The sequence below is a fragment of the Thauera phenolivorans genome, assembly GCF_001696715.1.
GTDB classification, from domain to species: domain Bacteria; phylum Pseudomonadota; class Gammaproteobacteria; order Burkholderiales; family Rhodocyclaceae; genus Thauera; species Thauera phenolivorans.
In genome coordinates, this window is record NZ_MBFM01000001.1 from 338,175 (window position 1) to 357,930 (window position 19,756).

The window sequence follows — 19,756 nt, forward strand, 5'->3', positions numbered from 1 at the left end:
CGCAGGTGCTTGGCGCGGACTTCGCCCCGCCGATGCTCGCCCGTGCCCAAACGCGCCAGCCGCGCGCCGGGCTGCTGCGGCGACTGGTCGGTCGTGCCCCCGGGGGAGCAGCCCTGTTTGCCGCCGATGCGTGTGCCCTGCCGCTCGCGCGCAACAGCGTCGGCATGCTGTGGTCGAATCTGATGTTGCCGGCGCACGACGACCCGCTGCCCGCACTGCGCGAGATGCACCGCGTCCTCGAGGTCGACGGCTTGCTGATGTTCTCGAGCCTTGGCCCCGACACCCTGCGCGAACTTCGCGCCGCCCTGCCCGATGCTGCCGGTGAGCGGGTCCACCGGTTCATCGACATGCACGACATCGGCGACGCCCTGGTGAAGGCCGGCTTCGCCGACCCGGTGATGGACATGGAGATGCTGACGCTCACCTACGCCGATTTCGACACCCTGTTGCAGGACCTGCGTGCCAACGGCCTCACCAATGCCAGCCTGCGCCGCCCGCGCGGCCTGTCGGGGCGCGGCGGCTGGGCGGCGGCGCGCGCCGCCTACGAGCGCCTGCGCCGCGACGGCCGACTGCCGGCAAGCTTCGAGATCATCCAGGGCCACGCGTGGAAGGCCGCGCCGAAAACCACCGAGGACGGTCGCGCGATCGTCAGCTTCCAGCCGCGGCCGCCGCGCCGCTGAGTTCGCACCGAGCCCGAGCCATGTCTTTCACGCCTACCTGGCTGTTCGACCTTGACAACACGCTGCACAACGCCAGCCCGCACATCTTCCCCCACATCAACCGCAGCATGACCGCCTACCTGGAGCGCCATCTCGCGCTCAGCACCGATGAGGCGAACGCGTTGCGCCAGACCTACTGGCACCGCTACGGCGCCACCCTTCTCGGCCTGATGCGCCACCATGGCACCGACCCGCACCACTTCCTCGCCGAGACCCACCGCTTCGCGCGGCTGCACGAGATGGTGGTGTTCGATCGCGCGCTGGCCGGAATGCTGCGCCGCCTGCCGGGACGCAAGCTGGTGTTCTCCAACGCGCCGCGCCACTACGCGCAGGCGGTGCTGGAGACGATGGGGGTGGCCTCGCAGTTCGACGCGGTGGTGGGCATCGAGGCGCTCGGCTTCCAGCCCAAGCCCGGCATCCACGCCTACCGCCGGCTGATCCGGCAGTACCGCCTGAACCCGCGCCGCTGCGTGATGATCGAGGACACCGCGGTCAATCTGCGCACCGCGCGCCGGCTCGGCATGCGAACCGTGCTGGTGGGCCGCGGCCCGGGGCAGCCGGCCTATGTCGACCTCAAGATCCCCTCGGTGCTCGACCTGCGCCGCAACAGCGGCAAGCTGTTCGGCTGAAGTCCGCTGGCGCTCAGGCGGGCGCGACCCGAGGCAGCGGACGCGCTGCCAGCCCGTGCCCGCGTGCACTTCCGGCGATGGCGACCTCGTGCACGAGCACGGCGTCGGCTGCCGCCGGCAGCCACGCGAGCGCGGCATGAAGCGGCGGCGGCGCAACCATACGCATCTCGCTCAAGTGCCGCTCTTCAGCCAGCGCGCCACATCGAGCGCGTAATAGGTGAGGATGCCGTCGGCGCCGGCGCGCTTGAAGGAGAGCAAGGCTTCCATCGCCACCGCGCGCTCGTCGAGCCAGCCGTTGAGCGCGGCCGCCTTGAGCATCGCGTACTCGCCGCTGACCTGGTAGGCGTAGGTCGGCACCTGCAGTTCCTGCTTCACCCGGCGCACGATGTCGAGGTAAGGCATGCCGGGCTTGACCATGAACATATCGGCGCCCTCGGCGATGTCGAGCGCAACCTCGCGGATCGCCTCGTCGGTGTTCGCCGGGTCCATCTGATAGGTGTACTTGTTGCCCTTGCCCAGATTCCCCGCGGAGCCCACCGCGTCGCGGAAGGGGCCGTAGAAGCTCGAGGCATACTTCGCCGAATAGGCGAGGATGCGGGTGTAGATGCGGCCGTCGCCATCGAGTTCGGCGCGGATGCGGGCGATGCGCCCGTCCATCATGTCCGACGGCGCCACCACGTCCGCGCCGGCCTGAGCGTGGCACAGGGCCTGCTTCGCCAGCGCCTCGAGGGTCTCGTCGTTCATCACGTAGCCACGCGGATCCGCAGGATCGATCAGGCCGTCCTGGCCGTGGCTGGTGTAGGGGTCGAGCGCAACGTCGGTGATGACGCCGAGTTCGGGAAAGCGCGCCTTCACCGCCTGCACTACCCGCGGCACGAGGCCGTCCGGATTCCACGCTTCCTCGGCGCCGGCGCTCTTGCCGCCCGCGTCGATCACCGGAAACAGTGCGAGCGCCGGCACCCCCAGCATCTGCGCCTCTTCCGCGACATGCAGCAGGGCATCGAGCGAGACGCGACCGACGCCGGGCATGGACGGCACCGGCTCGGTGATGCCCTGCCCTTCCAGCACGAATACGGGGTAGATCAGGTCATCGGGTGTGAGCACCGACTCGCGCATCAGGCGGCGGGAAAAGTCGTCACGGCGCATGCGGCGCATGCGGGTCGCGGGAAAGGCTCCAGTGGGTCGCATCGTGGTCTCGGAAATGTTTGGGGCGCGAGTCGCACCCGATGAAAAAAGGCGGTTCGTACCCGGCTTCGACCGACACACGCGGTAACGAATCGACGACGGAACTTCCCGCCCGCCTGTCTATCTTAGAAAGCAGATGGCGCTGAGCCGTCTCCCGCTTCACCTCCCTGAGCGGGCGCCTTACTCCCGGTAAGGCATTTTCGCCCCCGGCCTCTTCCCCCTGAGCCGGGGGTTTTTATTTTCAGGCGCCGCTCTGCGGCGCGGCGGCCGGCGCACCGTTGCCGTCGAGGCCGAGCCAACCGCCGACGACGCGCTCGGCTTCCTCCACCCCGCTCTTCTTCAGGCTCGAGAACAGCTGCACCGTCACCCGTTCGCCGTGCGGCGCGAGCGCCCGCCGCACCTCGTGCAGCACTGCGCTCGCCGCGCCGCGCGAAAGCTTGTCGCTCTTGGTGAGCAGCACGTGCACCGGGCGGCCGGAGGGGAGGAACCAGTCGAGCATGCGGCGATCGAGCTCGGTCAGGGGGCGGCGCGCATCCATGATCAGCACCAGTCCGATCAGGCTCTCGCGCTCCTTCAGGTACTTCTCCATCAGCCCCTGCCACTGCTGCTTGACCCGCTCGGGCACAGCGGCATAACCGTAGCCCGGCAGATCGACCAGCACGGCGCCGCAATTCAGGCGGAAGAAGTTGATGAGCTGGGTACGGCCGGGGGTCTTCGAAACGAAGGCGAGGCGTACATGGCCGGCGAGGGTGTTGATCGCGCTCGACTTGCCGGCGTTCGAACGTCCCGCGAAAGCGATTTCGGCACCACTGGGGGGCGGAAGACCGGATGGTTTCGCGATCGAGATCTCGAACTGTGCGTTGCGGAAAAGTGGCATGTAAGGCGCTTGAGGGGCCGCGTTCCCGGCGTTTCCGGCGAGATCGCATGGCTAAAATTTGGTGACTTATTATAGAATATCGCAAGTTTGAGACATCCACTCACGGCTTTCCGAGGACATCATGATCAAGCGTTCGCTGTTGCTCACGTTTCTGCTCGCCGCAGGCAGCCTTCAGGCTCAGGACCAGGCCCCCGACCTCGCCGCTGCCAAGCAGACCGCAGAAACGATCTGCGCTGCCTGCCACGGCGCCGACGGCAACAGCGCCCTGCCGGAAAATCCGAAGATCGCCGGCCAGCACGCGGACTACCTCTTCAAGCAGCTGCGCGAATTCAAGGGCTGGAACGGCGAGGCCCCGGTGCGCGAGAACGCGGTGATGTCGGCGATGGTGGCCGGCCTCGAAGAAGCCGACATGAAGGCGCTGGCCGAGCATTACGCCTCCTTCGAGCTGCAGCCCGAACCGGCCAAGAACCTCGACACCATCGAGCTCGGCCAGAGCATCTGGCGCGGCGGCATCCCGTCCAAGGGCGTCCCCGCCTGCGCCGCCTGCCACGGCCCTGCCGGTGCCGGCATGCCCGCGCAGTACCCGCGCCTGTCGGGCCAGTTCGCCCAATACACCGAAGCGCAGATGAAGGCCTTCCGCGACGGCGTGCGCGCGAACGACCCGGCACAGATGATGCGCGCCATCGCGCTCAAGATGACCGATCCCGAGATCAAGGCGGTGGCCGACTACGCGTCCGGCCTGCGCTGATCGACAGGACCTCCCGGAGTCCGGAAAAGGTGGCGCGAGCCACCTTTTTTCGTTCACCGACCGTCCGAGGCCGGCCGCGCACACTCGCCATGCGAGGCTCGCGCTGCCCCGTCAGCCACGCCCCTCGCGCGCGAACTCGGCGAGCCGCTCCAGCTCGCCCTCGCTGAAGCCCGCGGCAAGCCGCGCCGCGCGGTTCAGCGGCGGCTGTGGACGAGGCGCGCCGAAGGCCTCGATGAGTTCGATGTAGGTCGGCTCGGGTGCGAGGCCCCGTGCCGCGCAGGCGTGGCGGAACCAGCGGTCACCGATGGCGACGTGGCCGATCTCGTCGCGCAGGATGACCTCGAGCACCGCAATGCTGTCGCGGTCGCCGATCGACTTCAGCTTTCGTACGATCGGCGGCGTGGCGTCGAGCCCGCGCGCCTCCAGCACGCGCGGGACCAGCGCCATGCGTGCGAGCAGGTCGCCGGCGGTGCGGCAGGCCATCTCCCACAATCCGTTGTGCGCGGGGAAATCGCCGTAGTCGTGACCGAGCGCCTGCAGTCGTGCGCGAATCAGGCCGAAATGCAGGGCCTCCTCGTCGGCCACCCGCAACCAGTCGGCGTGAAAGGCCGATGGCATCGAGCGGAAGCGGTGCACACAATCGAGCGCGAGGTTGATCGCGTTGAATTCGATGTGCGCAATCGCATGCAGCAGCGCGGCATGCCCCGCACGACTCCCAGCGCCGCGCGGCGCCAGCGCCTGCGGGGCGACCAGAAGCGGTTTCGCCGGGCGGCCGGGCGCCAGCACCGGCGCGGCATCGTCCGCACCGGGCTCGACGCGGCACTCGCCCGCTTCCCAGGCGCGACGAAGCGCGTGCGTCGCCGCGCACTTGCGTACCGGATCCTCGATCATCAAGGCCGCCCGCGCGGCTGAATGGAGCTCGTTCGTCATGGGCGGCGATTCTAGCAAACACGGCCGCGCCCGCCGGGCGCCCCTGCTCGGCCGCCTGCAGTGCGATAATGTCGGCCGTCTGCGACCCCTCCGGTCGCCGCTTTCCGGAATCCGCCGATGAGTTCGCCGCCCCGCCCCGACGCTGCGCCGCCCAGCCATCTCGCCTGCACCGCCGCCCGCCGTGCCATCCTCGACCAGCTGCAACCGATCACTGGCTGGGAGCGGGTGGCGGTGCGCAGCGCCCTCGGCAGAATCCTCGCGCAGGACGTGATCGCGCCGTGCAACGTGCCGGCGCACGACAACTCCGCGATGGACGGCTACGCGGTGCGTGCCGGGGACCTCGCCGGCGAAGCCGAGACCGGCCTGCGCGTGGTCGGCAGCGCCTTCGCCGGACGCCCCTTCTCGGGCAGCGTAGTTGCCGGCCAGGCGGTGCGCATCATGACCGGCGCCGCGATTCCGACCGGCGCCGACGTCATCGTCGAACAGGAAATCTGCCGCCGCGAGGGCGAGCAGGTGTTCATTCGTGGGCCGCTGCAGCGCGGACGCAACCTGCGCCGCGCCGGCGAGGACCTTGCCGAGGGCGGCGTCGCGCTGCCCGCCGGCACGCGCTGCGGACCGGCCGAACTCGGCCTCGTCGCCTCGCTCGGCATCGCCGAGGTGGCGGTCCGACGGCGACTGCGGGTGGCGTTCTTCTCAACCGGCGACGAGATCGCCTCGATCGGCCGCCCCCTGGCGCCGGGCGAAGTTTACGACAGCAACCGCTACACCCTGTTCGGCGCGCTCAGCCGGCTCGACTGCGAGCTGCTCGACATGGGCGTGATCGCCGATGACCCGGCCGCTCTCGAGGCCGCCTTCCGCGACGCCGCGCAGGCGGCCGACGTGATCATCACCAGCGGCGGCGTGTCGGTCGGCGAGGCCGACTTCATCCGCGAGATGATGGCGCGCATGGGGGAAGTGGCGTTCTGGAAACTGGCGATCAAGCCGGGGCGCCCGATGGCCTTCGGCCGCATCGGCGACGCGGTGCTGTTCGGCCTGCCCGGCAACCCGGTGGCGGTGCTGGTCACCTTCTACCAGTTCGTGCAGGACGCCCTGCTCACCCTCGCCGGCGTCGATCCGCTGCCGCCGCCAAACCTCTTCACCGTGCCCTGCACGCAGGCGATCCGCAAGCGACCCGGCCGGCGCGAGTTTCTCCGCGGCCGCCTCGTGCGCGATGCCGAAGGCGTGCGCGTGAGCGTGGCCGGCGCGCAGGGCTCGGGCGTGCTGCGTTCGATGTCGGAAGCCGACTGCTTCATCGTGCTGGCCGAGGACTGCGGCGATGTCGCCCCCGGCGACGGCGTGCTCGTACAACCCTTCGACGGTCTGATCTGACCGCCTTTACAGGAACCCGGATGAACCAGGACGAACTCAAGAGGGCTGCGGCGCACGCCGCCCTCGACTGCATCGACGACGACATCATCGTCGGCGTCGGCACCGGCTCCACGGTGAACCACTTCATCGACGCCCTCGCCGGACGCCGCGAACGCATCCGCGGCGCGGTATCCAGCTCGGAAGCCAGCTCGGCGCGGCTCGCCGCCCATGGCATCGCGGTGCTCGACCTCAACGGAATCGACGAGTTGCCGGTGTATGTCGATGGCGCGGACGAGATCGACGGCGGCTTCGCGATGATCAAGGGCGGCGGCGGCGCGCTCACGCGCGAGAAGATCGTCGCTGCCGTCGCGCATCGCTTCATCTGCATCTGCGACGCGAGCAAGCGCGTCGCCACCCTCGGCAATTATCCGCTGCCGGTCGAGGTGATCCCGATGGCGCGCGCCCACGTCGCGCGCGAGTTGGCCCGCCTCGGCGGCCAGCCCCGCCTGCGCGAGGGCTTCGTGACCGACAACGGCAACCTCATCCTCGACGTGCATGGGCTGGAGATCCGCGACCCGGTGGGCCTCGAGGGCGAACTCAACCAGATCGTCGGCGTCGTCACCAACGGCCTGTTCGCCCGCCGCGGCGCCGATCTGCTGCTGCTCGCCGCGGAAAGCGGCGTCCAGCGTCTGGCGCCCGCGCAGTAACGTGACTGCAACAAAATCTTAACCTGTCGCTGTTAGCCTCGCGGCTTCATGGACTGTGTCATGGCAATGAAAATGGAACACACACACAAGCAGTTCGATGCCGAGCTCGAGCGCATCCGGACCGGCGTCCTGACCATGGGCGGACTGGTGGAAAACCAGATCGTCCGTGCGATGGAGGGACTGAAGAACGGCAACCTCGAGCTGCTCGAGGAGGTGATCCTCCAGGACCGCGACGTCAACCGCATGAACGTCGAGCTGGACGACGCCTGCGGCCACATCATCGCCCTTCGGCAGCCGGCAGCGGTGGACCTGCGCCTGGTGATGACGGTGATGCGCACCGTCGCCGACCTCGAGCGGATCGGCGACGAGGCGAAGAAGATCGCCAAGGCCGCCCGCCGTCTGCACTCGGGCTCAGTGCCCTATCGCGGCCAGGTCGACCTGAGCCATACCGCCGAGGTGGCGGTGTCGATGCTTCGCCAGGCGCTCGACAGCTTCGCCCGCGCCGACTCCTCCGGGGCCGAGTCGATCGGGAAGCAGGACGACGAAGTCGACGCGGCCTTCAAGGCGACCATGCGCCAGCTCATCACCTTCATGATGGAAGATCCCCGTACGATCAGCACCAGCCTCGAGGTCCTGTTCGTCGCCAAGGCGATCGAGCGCATCGGCGATCACGCCAAGAACATCTCGGAATACGTGGTGTTCATGACCCAGGGAATCGACGTACGCTACCCGAAGTCGGCCGATACCGAAGGTCAGCCCGGGGCCTGATACCTGCACAGGGCGAGCCCGGCTCGCCCACGCCCTCACTCCGACGGCGGAACGTAGCCGCTGATCTGGTCGGCGCCGCCTTCGAAGAAGTGCTTCTCCATCTGCTCGGCGAGGTACTTGCGCGCCCGCGCGTCCATCAGGTTGAGGCGGTTCTCGTTGATCAGCATGGTCTGGTACTTGACCCATTGCTGCCACGCCTCCTTCGACACGTTGTCGAAAATCCGCTTGCCGAGCGCGCCCGGAACCGGCGGCATGTCCAGGCCTTCCGCCTCGCGGCCGAGTTTCACGCAATGCACCATGCGAGCCATCTTCAATCCTCTTTGCTATGTGGTTCTTCGGAATCAGGAAGCGGCATTCTAGCCGATTCGCCGACCGGCCTCGCTGACCGTGCCCAGCGGTTCCGCCCGCCCGCCTTCGCCGCGTACATCGCCTCGTCGGCTGCCGCGACGAGGCTGGCGCTGTCGCACGCATTCGTCGGATAACGTGCGATGCCGATGCTGGCGGTGACGCCGGCGCGGGTTCCGCCGAAACGGAACTCCCGCGACGCCACCGCGCTGCCGAGGCGGTTCGCCAGTCCGGTCAGCGCCTGCGGATCGGCATCCTGCACCAGCACGGCGAACTCGTCGCCGCCGAGCCGGAAAAACATTTCGTTGCGCCGCACGATGCGGCCCACCCCCTCGGCCAGCGCCACCAGCACCTCGTCGCCGGCCTGGTGGCCGAAAGCGTCGTTGATCGGCTTGAAGCCGTCGAGATCGAACATCAGCAGGCCGACCTCGACCCGACGCCGCGACGCCTCTGCGATGAAACGCTCGAGTTCCTCGTGGAAGCGGCGGCGATTGTAGAGATTGGTGAGCGGATCGCGCACCGCGAGTTCCTCCAGCTGTGCCGATGCCCGCCGCGCCGCGGTGACGTCCTCGTAGATCCACACCCGGCCGATCGGGCGACCGCCGCCGTCGCCGGGGGCGACCAGCGCCGAGCGCGCGGTGACGATGCGGCCGTCGCGAAAATGAAGCTCGTAGGGTGCGCTCTCGCGCCGACGCGAACGCGCGATCTCGGCGATGTGGGCCACATAGCCTTCACCATCGACCAGCAGCGGCAGCGCGCTGCGCTGAAGGGCCTCATCCCTTACGCCGATCAGGTTCGCATCGACCGGATAGCGCCAGATCTCGATCATCGCGCGATTGCAGTAGAGCACCCGCCGATCGCGGTCGATGAAGATGATCCCCAGACGGATCAGGTTCAGCAGCGCAGCGAGGCGCTGGCGCTCCTCGCTGCTGCGCAACAGGTAGTGCTCCTGCAGCGCCTGGGCGCGACGCAACTCGGCGACCGTCTCGAGCAGCGCATACTCGGTCTGCTTGCGCGACTGAATGTCTTCGGCCGACAGCCGCAACAGCGCGTGCCCGCGGCCATCGCAGCGCCGCCGCCAGTGCATCAGCAGCCAGCGCCGGCCGCCATCGCGGGCGGCGAGCCTGAGCTCGAAATCATGCGCCTCGCCAGTGGCCAGCACCTGCGCGGCCGCATTGCGACAGAAGGCGAGGTCGCTGTCGTCGATCAGCAGCTCGAGCGCATCGGCTGCCCGCAGGCAGTCGGCCGCGGACCAGCCGCTCAGGCCCTCGATCGAGGGGCTGATCCAGAGGAGCCGGAGAGCGCCGTCAAAGACCGCCTCGATGCCGTGCAGGCTATCGGCGATCAGCGGGAGCAGATCCGCGTCGGCCTCCGTCGCACCTTCGAGGGCGGCCGTCGGTACGGACTCGACGAGAGGGCTGCCGCGCATGCTCATAGGCTCTTGACGAACACCTTGGAGCGCCGCTGAAAGTTGTACAGTTCGCGCTTCTGCCGCGGCAGGGCCTCCGGCCCGATCTCGCTGAAGCCGCGCTCGCGAAACCAGTGCGCGGTACGAGTGGTGAGCACGAACAGGCGCGCCAGCCGCTGCACCCGCGCGCGCCGCTCGATGCGCCTGAGCAGCTGGTCGCCGAGGCCGGCCCGCCGGTACTCGGGGGTCACCGCGAGGCAGGCGAGCTCGGCCGCGTTGTCCTCACTGAACGGATAGAGGGCTGCGCAGCCCACGAGCACGCCGTCATGCTCGACCACGGTGAAGCGCTCGATTTCCTGCTCGAGCAACTCACGCCCTCGCCGGACCAGGGTGCCGTCGGTCTCCATCGGCGTGATCAGCGCGACCAGCGCGGCGACGTCGTCGACCGTCGCCTCGCGCAGGCGGAACAGCGACTCGCGCGACACCACGGTACCGACCCCGGCATGGGTGAAGAACTCGAGCAGCAGGCCACCGTCCTTGTCGCGGTCGATCAGGTGGCATCTCGCCACCCCCTTGCGCACCGCACGGACCGCACACGGAAGGTAGAGATCGAGGTCCTCGGTCAGGCCCTCGCCGGCGTCGAGGTGGCGCTGGGCCTCGTCGGCGGTGACCGACTCGATCAGCTCGCCGTCGGCGTCGAGCAGGCCCGGCGCGTCGCACAGGTAGATCAGCTTCTCGACCTTCAGCGCCACCGCCACCGCCTCGGCCACCTCCTCCATGCTGAGATTGAAGATCTCGCCCGCGGGCGAGACCCCGAGCGGGGTGATCAGCACCACGTTCTGCTGGTCGAGGTCGGCCTTGATCTCGTCTGCGATGATGCGCCGGACCGCCCCGGTGAACTGGTAATCCACGCCCTCGACCACGCCGACCGGACGCGCGGTGATGAAGTTTCCCCCGGTCACCCGCATGTAGCTGCCCGCCATCGGCGTGTTGGGCAAGCCCTGCGAGAGCAAGGCCTCGACCTCGAAACGGGTCACCGCCATCGCCGATTTGACGCACTCGAGCGCGTCGGCGTCGGTCACCCGCAAGCCGTGGTGGAAGCGCGGCTCAAGCCCGCGCCGCGCCATATCGGCGTCGATCTGCGGGCGAGCGCCATGCACCAGCACCAGGCGGATGCCGAGCGCGGCGAGCAGGTTGCAGTCGTAGGCGAGGCGCTGGGCGCGTTCGCCGCCGGCCACCTCGCCGCCGAAGCCGAGCACGAAGGTCTTGCCGCGGAAAGCGTGGATGTAGGGCGCGGCCCCGCGCACCCAGGCGACGAACTGGCTGGTGGAGTCGTCGGCCGTGATAGCGGCCGGAGCGGGGGAGGCTTCTGCGTTCACTGCTTGCTCACGGTTCGGGTGTGGCCCGCGGCGACGCGGCTGCGGGCGGGGGCTGGAATAGCCGTGATTCTAGCGGATGCGGCGAACGCCCGACCGCACCCCTGTCGACCTAGTGGCCGAGCGCAGCCTCGAGCCGCTCGCAGAGCGTGGTCAGCACCTTGATCCGCGCGTAGTGCTTGTCGTCGGCCTCGACCAGGGTCCAGGGCGCGATCTCGGTGCTGGTGCGATCGACCATGTCGCACACCGCGTGCGCATAGTTGTCCCATTTATCGCGGTTGCGCCAGTCCTCCTCGGTAATCTTGAAGCGTTTGTGCGGTTGCGCCTGACGCGCCTCGAAGCGGGCGAGCTGCTCCTCCTTGCTGATCGCGAGCCAGAACTTCACCACCACCGCGCCCTCGTCGACCAGCTGGTCCTCCAGGTCGTTGATCTCGGCGTAGGCCCGCATCCAGTCCGGCTCGCTGCAGAAGCCTTCGACCCGCTCGACCAGCACGCGTCCGTACCAGGAGCGGTCGAACATGACGACCTTGCCCTCGCGCGGCATGTGGCGCCAGAAGCGCCACAGGTAGGGCTGGGCGCGCTCTTCCTCGGTGGGCGCGCCGATCGGCACGATGCGGTACTGTCGGGCGTCGAGGGCCGCAGCGACGCGGCGGATCGCGCCGCCCTTGCCCGCCGCGTCCGGCCCCTCGAAAACGACTACCAGCGAACGCCTGCTGAAGGCAGGATCGCGCGTGAGCAGCGCCAGCCGGCCCTGCAGCGGTTCGAGCAGGCGATCGTATTCCTTGCGCCCCATGTCCTTGCGCACAAGGCTCTCGAGCAGGTTCGGTCCGCTCATCGGCGGCGGCAGCGGCGCCGCGCTCAGCCGCGGCGTCCAGTCCCGCTGGCCGGCGGCGAGCCGCTTGCGCAGCGCCGCGAGCAGGGTGCGGCCGACGAACAATGCGCGGAAGCGGGAGTCCGAGCCGTCCACCACGAACCACGGCGCCGCCCCGGTGCTGGTGTGGCGCAGCGCATGGCTGGCCGCCTCGCGATGGCGCTCGTACTGGTTGTAGAAATGCCAGTCCCGCCCGGTGACCCGCCAGCGCGTGCGCGGATCCTTCTCCAGTGCCTTGAGCCGCTTCTTCTGGCCCTCCTTCGACAGGTGGAACCAGAACTTGATCAGCAGCACGCCCTCTTCGGCGAGCATGGTCTCGAAGCGCCGGATCTCGTCGAGCCGCTCGTCGAACTCGACGCGCTTGCTCTGGCGCTCGACCCGCCTCCGAATGGGCAGGGTGTACCAGTTGTTGAACATCACCCCGATCTTGCCGTGCGGCGGCAGGGCCCGCCAGAAACGCCACATGTAGGGATGGGCGGCCTCCTCCGGGGTCTCCTCGTCGAAGGCCCAGGTTTCGATGTGGCGCGGGTCCATCCATTCATTGAGCTGGTTGACCGTTTCGCCCTTGCCCCCGCCGTCGACCCCGTTGACCAGCACCAGCACCGCGAACCGGCGCAGCTCGACCAGATCGAAATGGGCGTCGAGCAGCTCGGCCCGCAGGCCGGGCACTGCCGCGTCGTAGCTTTCCTGGCTCGTGCTGTGGCCGAGTTCCGCCGATTCGAACATCCGCTCCCCCTCAGGCCGCGCGCGGGAAACCATTCCCGCGGCCGCCACTCACCGGAAATCCCCCCAGCAGGCCTGCATCGCGGCGAGCGCGGCAAGCCCCGCGGTCTCGGTGCGCAGCACCCGCGGCCCGAGACCGACCGCGGTGCAGCCGGCGGCACAGAAGGCCGCCAGCTCGGACTCGTCCCAGCCCCCTTCGGGGCCGACCAGCAGATGGAGCGCACCCTCGGGCGGCGGCAGCGCGGTGAGCGCCGCGCCCGCACCGGGTGCCAGCACACAGCGCCGTGCGCCGGCCGTGGCGGCGAGGTAGCCGGCCACCCCCTGAAGCGGGAAGACCTCGGGAACGTGATTGCGGCCGCACTGCTCGCAGGCCGACACCGCGACCTGGCGCCAGTGCGCGAGGCGCTTGTCGGCGCGCTCGCCGGACAGCCGCAGCACCGAGCGCATCGTCTGCAGCGGGCGGATCGCGGCGACGCCGAGTTCCACCGCCTTCTGCACGATCCAGTCCATCTTGTCGCTGCTGGCGAGCGCCTGCACCAGCACCACCGACAGCGGCGACTCTCGCTGCGGCTCGCGGCGCGTGCCGAGCCGCGCGAACGCCGCCTTGGACTCGATCCGCAGTACCGCCTCGACCTCGCCGCCACCGCCGTCGAACAGCACCAGCGGCGCCCCCTGCGGCAGCCGCAAAACCCGCACCGCATGATGAGCGAGCGCCTCGGGCAGCGCGACCTCGCCGGATGCCGGCAGGACGCCGGGAAAATGGAAGCGTGAAATCATCGTAAAATTATATGCCCGCCCCTTGTCAGGGACACACATGCTCGTCGCCCCGCGAGCGCCGGCCCGGCGCGCCGCGCGGGCCTCAGGAGGATTCGCCATGCCGAACGCCCGCCAACGCCTGTCCCGCGTGCGCGCACTCGAGTCGATCGTGCGCGACGTCGCACGCGAGGCGGTGCTGCCGCGTTATCTCAGATCCTCGCGCAGCCGCAAGGCCGACGGTTCCTTCTTCACCGAAGCCGATGTCGACTCGCAGCGCCGGCTCGCCGCCGCCCTGCCCACCCTGCTGCCCGGGCCCGTCCTCGGCGAGGAGATGAGCGCCGACGAGCAGGCCGCTTCCTGGCGTGCGGGCCGGCGCGGCATGTGGTGCATCGACCCGATCGACGGCACCACCAACTTCGCCAACGGGATCCCATTCTTCGCCGTGTCGGTGGCCTACCTGGTGGACCACCAGCCCTACCTCGGCGTGGTCTACAACCCGATCACCGACGAATCCTTCTACGCCGCGAAGGGGGCGGGGGCCTACCTCAACGGCACGCCCCTGCCGCTGCGCCCCGCGGCGCCGCGGCTGAGCGCAGCGGTCGGCGGCGTCGACTTCAAGCGCGTGCATGACCGCCTCGCCGAACAGCTGGCCATCGCACCCCCCTATTACTCGCAGCGCAACTTCGGCTCGAGCGCGCTCGAATGGTGCTTCGTCGCCGCCGGCCGGCTCGACGTCTATCTGCACGGCGGCCAGATGCTGTGGGACTACGCGGCGGGCGAACTGATCCTCGCCGAGAGCGGCGGCGCCTATTGCGCGCTCGACGGCGAGTCGCTGCTGACCGAGCCGTCCTCCAAGCGCGGCGTGATCGCCGCCGCCAGCCCCGCCCTGTTCGCCGAGTGGCGCGACTGGATCAAGGTCCACGGCTGAGCCACCGGACCACGGAGTCATCATGTCCCTGAAGCACCCGATCATCGCGGTCACCGGCTCCTCGGGTGCCGGCACCACGACCGTCAAGCACACCTTCGAGGCGATCTTCCACCGCGAGAAGGTCAATGCCGCCATCGTCGAGGGCGACAGCTTCCACCTCTACACCCGTGCCGAGATGAACTCGCTGATCCTGGAGGCGGAACAGGCCGGCCAGCGCGGCATCAGCCACTTCGGCCCGGAGGCGAACCGGCTCGACGACCTCGAGAAGCTGTTCCGTGCCTACGCCGAATCGGCCACCGGGCGGCGGCGCTACTACATCCACAACGAGGCGCAGTCGATGCGCTGGAACCTGCCGATGGGCAGCTTCACCGAGTGGGAAGACCTGCCGGTCGGCACCGACTGCCTGTTCTACGAGGGCCTGCACGGCGCGATGATGACCGACACGGTGGACGTCGCCCGCCACGTCGATCTGCTGATCGGCGTGGTGCCGACGATCAACCTCGAATGGATTCAGAAGCTCCATCGCGACATCAAGATGCGCGGCTACACCGCCGAGGCGGTACAGGACACCATCCTGCGCCGCATGCACGATTACGTGCATTACATCGTCCCCCAGTTCGCCCGCACCCACATCAACTTCCAGCGCGTGCCGGTGGTCGACACCTCAAATCCCTTCATCGCGCGCGACGTGCCGACCCAGGACGAGTCGATGGTGGTGATCCGCTTCAAGGACCCGCGCGGCGTCGACTTCCCCTACCTGCTGCGCATGATCCACGACAGCTTCATGAGCCGCGCCAACACCATCGTGATCCCGGGCGGCAAGCTCGACCTGGCGATGCAGCTGATCCTGACCCCGCTGATCTGGAAGCTGATGGAGCGCCGGCGGCAATGGGCGTGAACGCCGGGCGCTACCAACGCCCGGCGATTTTCGGCGATAATTCCCGCTTTTAGACGCCGTCGCGCGCGGCACGAGGCCTTCATGCAGTCGTCCCGAAACGTCAAGCCCCCGGTCTTCAACCCCATCACCGGCGCGATCCGTGCCCTGGCCATGGACGCCGTGCAGCAGGCCAACTCCGGCCACCCCGGCGCGCCGATGGGCATGGCGGAGATCGCCGAGGTGCTGTGGCGCCACCATCTCAAGCACAACCCGGCCAATCCGAAGTGGGCCGACCGCGACCGCTTCGTGCTCTCGAACGGCCACGGCTCGATGCTGCTCTACGCCCTGCTCCACCTGACCGGCTACGACCTGCCGATCGAGGAGCTCAAGCGCTTCCGCCAGCTGCACAGCAAGACCCCGGGCCACCCGGAATACGGCTACGCCCCCGGCATCGAGACCACCACCGGCCCGCTCGGCCAGGGCATCACCAACGCGGTCGGGATGGCGCTCGCCGAACGCCTGCTGGCGGCCGAGTTCAACCGCCCCGGCCACGAGATCGTCGATCATCACACCTGGGTTTTTCTCGGTGACGGCTGCCTGATGGAGGGCATCTCGCACGAGGCCTGCTCGCTTGCGGGCACCTGGAAGCTGGGCAAGCTGATCGCCTTCTACGACGACAACGACATCTCGATCGACGGCCATGTCGGGGGCTGGTTCACCGACGACACCCCCAAGCGCTTCGAAGCCTACGGATGGCAGGTGATCCGCGACGTGCAGGGTCACGACCCGGTCGCGATCGAGGCCGCGATCCAGCAGGCGAAGGCCGACACCGCGCGCCCGACGCTGATCTGCTGCAAGACGGTCATCGGCGCCGGCGCGCCCAACAAGCAGGACAGCCACGACGTGCACGGCGCGCCGCTCGGCGCCGCCGAGATCGAGGCCGCCCGCGCCCACATCGGCTGGAACCACCCGGCCTTCGAGATCCCGGCCGAGATCCGTGCCGAGTGGGACGCGCGCAACAAGGGCGCCGCGCTCGAGGCGCACTGGAGCGCGAGCTTCGGCGCCTATCGTACCGCCTTCCCCGAGCTCGCCGCCGATTTCGAGCGCCGCATGGCCGCCGAACTGCCCGCCGACTGGCGCGAGCATGTCGACAGCGTACTCGCGCAGGTGGTCGACAAGGCCGAGACCATCGCCAGCCGCAAGGCCAGCCAGAACACGATCGAAGCCTTCGCGCCGAAGCTGCCCGAGCTGCTCGGCGGCTCGGCCGACCTCGCCGGCTCGAACCTGACGATGTGGTCGGGCAGCAAGAGCGTCGGGTCCGAGGGCGGCGGCAACTACGTTCATTACGGCGTGCGCGAGTTCGGCATGGCGGCGATCGCCAACGGCATCGCGCTGCACGGCGGCCTGATTCCCTACACCGCCACCTTCCTGATGTTCAGCGAGTACGCCCGCAACGCACTGCGCATGGCGGCGCTGATGAAGATCCGCCAGGTCTTCGTGTTCACCCACGACTCGATCGGCCTCGGCGAGGACGGCCCCACGCACCAGCCGGTGGAGCAGACCGCCAGCCTGCGCCTGATGCCCAACATGGACACCTGGCGCCCGTGCGACACGGTGGAGTCGGCGCTGGCCTGGGCCTGCGCGCTCGAGCGCATCGACGGCCCGAGCTCGCTCTGCTTCTCGCGCCAGAACCTGCCCTTCCAGGCGCGCAGCGCCGACCAGGTGGCGGCGATCCGCCGCGGCGGCTACGTGCTGTCCGAGGCCACCGGCGCGCCGCAGGTGGTGATCATCGCCACCGGCTCCGAGGTAGCGCTGGCGATCGCCGCACAGAAGGCGCTCGCCGGGGAAGGCATCGCGGTGCGCGTGGTGTCGATGCCCTCGACCAACGTCTTCGACCGCCAGGACGCGGCTTACAAGGCCGAGGTGCTGCCCGCCGGCCTGCCGCGCGTCGCGGTCGAGGCAGGCGTCACCGATGGCTGGTACAAGTATGTCGGCCTCGAGGGTCGGGTCATCGGCCTCGACCGCTTCGGCGAGTCGGCGCCTGCCGGCGAGTTGTTCAAGTACTTCGGCATCACCGCCGAGGCGGTGGCCGAGGCGGTGAAGTCGCTGCTGAAATGAAGGCCGGCGCGCCGGCGGCCTGCGCCGGCGCACAGATTTTCGTGTGCTAGTTCCGAGGGAGACCCATCCATGACCATCAAGATCGCCATCAACGGCTACGGCCGCATCGGCCGCTGCACCGTCCGCGCGCTGTACGAACTCGGCCTGCGCGACCAGTTCGAGATCGTCGCCATCAACGCCTCCGGCGACCTGGCGACCAACGCCCACCTGACCAAGTACGACACCACCCACGGCCGCTTCGGCTTCAGCGTCGAGACCGAGGGCGACGACTGCATCATCATCGACGGCGACCGCATCCCCTTCTTCTCGACCAAGGATCCGCTGGCGATCAACTGGGGCGATCTCGGCGTCGACGTGCTCATGGAATGCACCGGCGCCTACACCAGCAAGGCCAAGGCCGAGGTGCTGCTCAAGCAAGGGGCGAAGAAAGTGCTGATCTCGGCGCCCGGCGGCGACGACGTCGATGCCACCATCGTCTGCGGCGTGAACGAGGACGTTCTGACGAGCGCAATGACCGTGATCTCCAACGCCTCGTGCACCACCAACTGCCTCGCCCCGGTGGCCAAGGTGCTGCAGGACAACATCGGCATCGAGAAGGGCCTGATGACCACGATCCACGCCTACACCAACGACCAGGTGCTGGTGGACGTGCGCCACAAGGACCTGCGCCGCGCCCGCGCCGCCGCGCAGAACATCATCCCGACCAAGACCGGCGCCGCCAAGGCCGTCGGCCTGGTACTGCCGGCGCTGAAGGGCAAGTTCGACGGCTTCGCGCTGCGCGTGCCGACGATGAACGTGTCGCTGGTCGATCTCACCTTCACCGCCAGCCGAGCCACCAGCAAGGAAGAGATCAACAGCCTGATGAAGGAAGCCTCGCGGGGCGCGCTGAAGGGCATCCTCGGCTACAACGAGGATCCGCTGGTGTCCTCCGACTTCAACCACGACACCCACTCGTCGATTTTCGACGCTACCCAGACCCGAGTCATGGAAGGCAACCTGGTGAAGGTGCTGGCCTGGTACGACAACGAGTGGGGCTACTCCTGCCGCATGCTCGACGCCGCGCGCGCGGTCGCCGCAGCGAAATAGGGAATGGCGGCCGGCGCCGCCCGCGCAGCGCCACCGTCGAGATCCATGCCGCCCGTGTCGCCCGATGCGCCACGGGCGTCTTCATTTCGTGGCGCCGATTCGTTGCGCGGCGCGCCATGGAGCACGGCCAGGGGCGCCCAGGCGCGCTAGAATGCCGGCCTAAATGAACCCCTCGCCACCCCCTGTCCCTCCGGCGCCCGCCGCGCCGACCCGCATCGCGATCAACGGCTATGGCCGCATCGGCCGCTGCTACCTGCGCGCGCTGAGCGAATCGCCGCACCGGCCCGACTACCGGGTGGTCGCGATCAACGAGCCGGCCGATCTCGCCAGCATCGCCTACCTGACCCGCTTCGATTCCACCCACGGCCGCTTTCCGGGCCACGTCGAGTCCGCATCCGAGGGCCTGGTGATCGACGGCGAACCGATCGCGGTGAGCCACGCGACCACCCCCGAAGCGGTCGACTGGGCGGCGATGGGCATCGACCTGGTGGTCGAGTGTTCCGGCCAGTATGGCGACCGCCGCGCCCTGCAGCGCTTCCTCGACGCCGGCTGCCCGCGCCTGCTGCTCTCGCACCCGGGCAACAGCGGTGCGGATGTCGACGCCACCGTGGTGGTCGGCGTCAACCACCGCCAGCTCCCCGCCGACGCACGCATCGTCTCCAACGCCTCGTGCACCACCAATGCGGTGGTGCCGCTGCTCGCCCTGCTCGAACACGAGTTCGGCCTCGAGCAGGTCTTGCTGACCACACTGCACTCGGTGATGAACGACCAGCCGCTGATCGACGGCTACCACCACACCGACCTGCGACGGACGCGCTCGGCGATGCAGTCGATCATCCCGGTGTCGACCGGGCTCGCGCGCGGCGTCGAGCGCCTGCTGCCGGCGCTGGCCGGCAAGGTGCATGCGAAGGCGATCCGGGTGCCGACCCACAACGTGTCGGCGATCGACCTCGTCCTGGCGCTGTGCCGCGACACCGACGCCGCCAGCGTCAACCGTCTGCTGCGCGAGGCCGCCGAGGGCCCCTTCGCGGGCCTGCTGGCCTGGTCGGACGAGCCCCACGCCTCGATCGACTTCAACCACGATCCCCATTCCGCGATCATCGACGGCGGACAGACCCGGGTCAGCGGCAGTCGCCTGCTGAGCCTGATGGTGTGGTTCGACAACGAATGGGGCTTCGCCAACCGCATGCTCGACCTTACCCGTCACTGGCGCGGCCTGTGGGCAGCCGCGCCGGCGCCCGCCGATTTTCGCACTGCCCACTCTGGAGCCTGATCATGCAAGTCAAGAAGCTCGCCGACCTCGACGTCGCCGGCAAGCGGGTCTTCATCCGCGCCGACCTCAACGTGCCACAGGACGA

At 68.9% G+C, this 19,756-nt stretch carries 20 protein-coding genes; 11 read left to right on the plus strand and 9 right to left on the minus strand.

Annotated features, from left to right (window positions below; translation table 11 throughout):
- Nucleotides 1-680: class I SAM-dependent methyltransferase (locus BB334_RS01600; RefSeq protein WP_068803665.1), on the plus strand; the 680-nt coding region annotated here is incomplete at its 5' end.
- A gap of 20 nt (nucleotides 681-700) precedes the next feature.
- Nucleotides 701-1,348 carry a pyrimidine 5'-nucleotidase gene (locus tag BB334_RS01605; RefSeq protein ID WP_068803668.1) on the plus strand — a complete coding sequence of 216 codons (648 nt, stop codon included), beginning with the start codon at nucleotides 701-703 and terminating at the stop codon, nucleotides 1,346-1,348.
- A 13-nt stretch (nucleotides 1,349-1,361) separates the two neighbouring features.
- Here BB334_RS01605 and BB334_RS18070 read toward each other — a convergent pair whose 3' ends face one another.
- The 3 genes from BB334_RS18070 to yihA form a co-directional block, all read right to left on the minus strand.
- Entirely contained in the window at nucleotides 1,362-1,523 is a 162-nt protein-coding gene (locus BB334_RS18070; protein WP_158014331.1) for a hypothetical protein, read from the minus strand.
- Nucleotides 1,520-2,536, minus strand: coding sequence for a porphobilinogen synthase (hemB, locus tag BB334_RS01610; RefSeq protein ID WP_068803670.1), 1,017 nt, complete (start codon nucleotides 2,534-2,536; stop codon nucleotides 1,520-1,522). Before hemB ends, BB334_RS18070 begins: the two co-directional genes overlap by 4 nt.
- Nucleotides 2,537-2,774: 238 nt before the next feature.
- Nucleotides 2,775-3,410, minus strand: a complete 636-nt coding sequence (yihA, locus tag BB334_RS01615; protein ID WP_068803672.1) for a ribosome biogenesis GTP-binding protein YihA/YsxC — start codon at nucleotides 3,408-3,410, stop codon at nucleotides 2,775-2,777.
- Between the two features lie 121 nt (nucleotides 3,411-3,531).
- Here yihA and BB334_RS01620 point away from each other — a divergent pair, with 121 nt between their 5' ends.
- Nucleotides 3,532-4,158, plus strand: a complete 627-nt coding sequence (locus tag BB334_RS01620; protein WP_068803675.1) for a c-type cytochrome — start codon at nucleotides 3,532-3,534, stop codon at nucleotides 4,156-4,158.
- 111 nt (nucleotides 4,159-4,269) lie between these two features.
- On the opposite strand, the gene BB334_RS01625 is transcribed toward BB334_RS01620, so the two are convergent.
- Nucleotides 4,270-5,088, minus strand: a complete 819-nt coding sequence (locus BB334_RS01625) for a ferritin-like domain-containing protein (RefSeq protein WP_068803677.1) — start codon at nucleotides 5,086-5,088, stop codon at nucleotides 4,270-4,272.
- 117 nt (nucleotides 5,089-5,205) lie between these two features.
- Between BB334_RS01625 and moeA the strand changes: the two genes are divergently transcribed.
- The 3 genes from moeA to phoU all read left to right on the plus strand — a co-directional run bounded on the left by moeA (nucleotide 5,206) and on the right by phoU (nucleotide 7,910).
- A complete protein-coding gene (gene moeA / locus BB334_RS01630) occupies nucleotides 5,206-6,456 on the plus strand; it encodes a molybdopterin molybdotransferase MoeA (protein WP_068803679.1) in 1,251 nt (416 codons plus the stop codon).
- Between the two features lie 20 nt (nucleotides 6,457-6,476).
- The gene (rpiA, locus tag BB334_RS01635) at nucleotides 6,477-7,142 is read left to right on the plus strand and encodes a ribose-5-phosphate isomerase RpiA (RefSeq protein ID WP_068803681.1); all 666 of its coding nucleotides are present in this window, start codon (nucleotides 6,477-6,479) and stop codon (nucleotides 7,140-7,142) included.
- A gap of 66 nt (nucleotides 7,143-7,208) precedes the next feature.
- Complete coding sequence (phoU, locus tag BB334_RS01640; RefSeq protein ID WP_232756638.1) at nucleotides 7,209-7,910, plus strand: phosphate signaling complex protein PhoU; 702 nt, start codon at nucleotides 7,209-7,211, stop codon at nucleotides 7,908-7,910.
- Nucleotides 7,911-7,945: 35 nt separating this feature from the next.
- Here the strand turns inward: phoU and BB334_RS01645 are convergent, their stop codons facing one another.
- The 5 genes from BB334_RS01645 to BB334_RS01665 all read right to left on the minus strand — a co-directional run bounded on the left by BB334_RS01645 (nucleotide 7,946) and on the right by BB334_RS01665 (nucleotide 13,410).
- Nucleotides 7,946-8,218, minus strand: a complete 273-nt coding sequence (locus BB334_RS01645) for an oxidative damage protection protein (RefSeq protein ID WP_068803685.1) — start codon at nucleotides 8,216-8,218, stop codon at nucleotides 7,946-7,948.
- Nucleotides 8,219-8,220: 2 nt separating this feature from the next.
- Nucleotides 8,221-9,684, minus strand: coding sequence for a diguanylate cyclase (locus BB334_RS01650; RefSeq protein WP_083200228.1), 1,464 nt, complete (start codon nucleotides 9,682-9,684; stop codon nucleotides 8,221-8,223).
- Between the two features lie 2 nt (nucleotides 9,685-9,686).
- A complete protein-coding gene (gene argA / locus BB334_RS01655) occupies nucleotides 9,687-11,042 on the minus strand; it encodes an amino-acid N-acetyltransferase (RefSeq protein ID WP_198531154.1) in 1,356 nt (451 codons plus the stop codon).
- Between the two features lie 109 nt (nucleotides 11,043-11,151).
- On the minus strand, nucleotides 11,152-12,636 hold the full coding sequence (gene pap / locus BB334_RS01660; protein ID WP_068803687.1) for a polyphosphate:AMP phosphotransferase: 1,485 nt from the start codon (nucleotides 12,634-12,636) through the stop codon (nucleotides 11,152-11,154).
- Nucleotides 12,637-12,684: 48 nt separating this feature from the next.
- Nucleotides 12,685-13,410 carry a 16S rRNA (uracil(1498)-N(3))-methyltransferase gene (locus BB334_RS01665; protein WP_068803689.1) on the minus strand — a complete coding sequence of 242 codons (726 nt, stop codon included), beginning with the start codon at nucleotides 13,408-13,410 and terminating at the stop codon, nucleotides 12,685-12,687.
- A gap of 97 nt (nucleotides 13,411-13,507) precedes the next feature.
- Between BB334_RS01665 and BB334_RS01670 the strand changes: the two genes are divergently transcribed.
- The 5 genes from BB334_RS01670 to BB334_RS01690 all read left to right on the plus strand — a co-directional run bounded on the left by BB334_RS01670 (nucleotide 13,508) and on the right by BB334_RS01690 (nucleotide 19,671).
- Nucleotides 13,508-14,317, plus strand: a complete 810-nt coding sequence (locus BB334_RS01670; RefSeq protein ID WP_068803691.1) for an inositol monophosphatase family protein — start codon at nucleotides 13,508-13,510, stop codon at nucleotides 14,315-14,317.
- A 22-nt stretch (nucleotides 14,318-14,339) separates the two neighbouring features.
- The gene (locus BB334_RS01675; RefSeq protein WP_068803693.1) at nucleotides 14,340-15,215 is read left to right on the plus strand and encodes a phosphoribulokinase; all 876 of its coding nucleotides are present in this window, start codon (nucleotides 14,340-14,342) and stop codon (nucleotides 15,213-15,215) included.
- A gap of 81 nt (nucleotides 15,216-15,296) precedes the next feature.
- The gene (gene tkt / locus BB334_RS01680; protein WP_068803695.1) at nucleotides 15,297-17,312 is read left to right on the plus strand and encodes a transketolase; all 2,016 of its coding nucleotides are present in this window, start codon (nucleotides 15,297-15,299) and stop codon (nucleotides 17,310-17,312) included.
- 69 nt (nucleotides 17,313-17,381) lie between these two features.
- The gene (gene gap / locus BB334_RS01685) at nucleotides 17,382-18,398 is read left to right on the plus strand and encodes a type I glyceraldehyde-3-phosphate dehydrogenase (RefSeq protein ID WP_068803700.1); all 1,017 of its coding nucleotides are present in this window, start codon (nucleotides 17,382-17,384) and stop codon (nucleotides 18,396-18,398) included.
- A gap of 163 nt (nucleotides 18,399-18,561) precedes the next feature.
- Nucleotides 18,562-19,671: a type I glyceraldehyde-3-phosphate dehydrogenase gene (locus BB334_RS01690; RefSeq protein WP_068803701.1), complete on the plus strand. Its 1,110-nt coding sequence runs from the start codon at nucleotides 18,562-18,564 to the stop codon at nucleotides 19,669-19,671.
- Nucleotides 19,672-19,756 lie beyond the last annotated feature (85 nt).